This window comes from Streptomyces sp. NPDC006314 (assembly GCF_040613075.1).
Taxonomy (GTDB): domain Bacteria; phylum Actinomycetota; class Actinomycetes; order Streptomycetales; family Streptomycetaceae; genus Streptomyces.
Map to the genome: position 1 here is coordinate 1 of NZ_JBEXRL010000070.1, position 2100 is coordinate 2100.

1 protein-coding gene is annotated in these 2100 nt (G+C 71.5%); it reads left to right on the plus strand.

Translation table 11 applies throughout. The features are described from left to right. Positions 1-2100 (plus strand): polyketide synthase dehydratase domain-containing protein (locus ABZ079_RS36795; protein ID WP_356943793.1); only part of this gene is annotated, 2100 nt, incomplete at both ends.

Sequence of the window (2100 nt, forward strand, 5' to 3'; positions counted from 1 at the left end):
CGGGTTCTGGCCGAGGTGCGCCCGCAGTCGTCGGGTATCCCGTTCTTCTCCACCGTGGTCGGTGACTGGGCGGACACGGCGTTGCTGGATGCCGGTTACTGGTATCGCAACTTGCGTCAGAGCGTCCGTTTCGAGCAAGCCGTTCGTGCTTTGGCCGAGCAGGGTCATGCTGCGTTCGTCGAGGTGTCGGCGCACCCGGTGCTGGCGATGAGCATCCAGGACACCTGCGAGGACGCGATCGTCACCGGCACTCTGCGCCGTGACGACGGTGGCCTGGATCGCTTCCTGACCTCCGCCGGTGAGCTGTGGGTCCGCGGTATCGAGGTGGACTGGTCGCGGGCCTTCGCCGGCACCGGCGCGCAGCAAGTGGATCTGCCGACGTATGCCTTCCAGCGCGGTCGCTACTGGCTGGATGTCACCCCGTCCGCCGGCGCCGGTACGGAGGCCGCGGGACTGCTCCCCGCCGAGCACCCGATCCTGGGGGCGGTCATGGACCTCCCCGACTCCGACGGTGTGGTCTTCTCGGGCCGCCTGTCGTTGCACGCGCAGCCTTGGCTCGCGGACCACGCAGTCGGCGGGACGGTGCTGCTGCCGGGCTCGGCCTTCGTGGAGCTGGCTGTTCGGGCCGGTGACGAGGTCGGCTGCGATGTGGTGGAGGAATTGACCCTCCAGGCCCCGCTGACCCTGCGCGAGCGGGGCGGGATGCGCCTGCGGGTCACGGTCGGGGAACCCGATGAGGCGGGACGCCGGGCGCTGGGTGTGTACTCGCGTCCCGAGTCGGAGCCGGGGGCAGCTGAAGAGTCCTGGACGTGCCACGCCACCGGTGTGCTGGGGACGGAGGCCGTCGAGGCAGGCGCCGACCTGGTGTCCTGGCCGCCGACGGGTGCCGTCACCGTGGACAGCGCTGAGCTGTACGACGACCTGGCCGCCGCCGGGCATGGCTATGGTCCGGTGTTCCAGGGGCTGCGTGCGGCCTGGCGGCGCGGCGATGAGGTGTTCGCCGAGGTCGAGCTGGCAAAGGAGCACCGTGAAGAGGCGGCCCGTTTCGGGCTGCACCCGGCGCTGCTTGACGCGGCGCTGCACGGCGCATGGCTGACCGAGACCTTCTCCGATGGTCGGGCGCGGTTGCCGTTCGAGTGGCGTGGCGTGTCCTTGTATGCGTCGGGTGCGTCGGTGCTGCGGGTGCGTCTGGCACCGTCGGGTACGGGCGGACTGTCGGTGACCGTCGCCGACGGCGCAGGGGAGCCCGTGGCCACGGTGCGCTCGCTGCTGACCCGATCTGTCGATCCGGCCCGGCTCGCCTCCGCGCAAGGCGAAGCGCAGGAAGCCCTGTTCGACCTCCAGTGGACGGCGACCTCGCCCGCGATACCGGCGGCTGCGGAGTCCACGACATGGGCGTTCATCGGCGAGTCGCCCATCGGGGGAGAGGCGTACCCGGACCTCGACGCACTCGCCGCCCAGCCGGCCGTACCGGACCTCGTCATACGTCGTCTCCCGGTCCCGGCGAACCCGACGCATCCGGCGGCCACGCCCGCGGGCGCGGCCCACTCAGCTCTCCAGGAGGCCCTGGAGTCGGTGCAGGGTTGGCTGGCGGACGAGCGGTTCCTGTCGTCGCGGCTGGTGCTGGTGACGTGTGGTGCCGTGGCGGCCGGTCCCGAGGAGGGCGTGACCGATCTCGGGGCGGCTGCGGTGTGGGGGCTGTTGCGGTCGGCCCAGACGGAGAACCCGGGCCGGTTCGTGCTGGTGGACACCGATGGCGCGCCGGCGTCGTGGCAGGTGCTGCCGGGTGCGCTGGAGTGGGCGGTGGACCGGGACGAGCCGCAGTTGTCGGTGCGTTCCGGGAACGTGCGGGTGCCCCGCTTGACTCGCCTGCACACCCCTGTCGGTGCCCCGGAACGACCGGACTGGGGCTCGGGCACGGTTCTGGTGACGGGTGCGACGGGCACTCTGGGTGGTCTCGTGGCCCGGCATCTGGTGCAGGCGCACGGGGTGCGGCGGTTGGTGATGCTGAGTCGCAGCGGTCTGAAGGCCGCCGGTGCGGTGGAGTTGCGGGCTGAGTTGGCCGGGTTGGGTGCCGAGGTGTCGGTGGTGGCGTGTGAT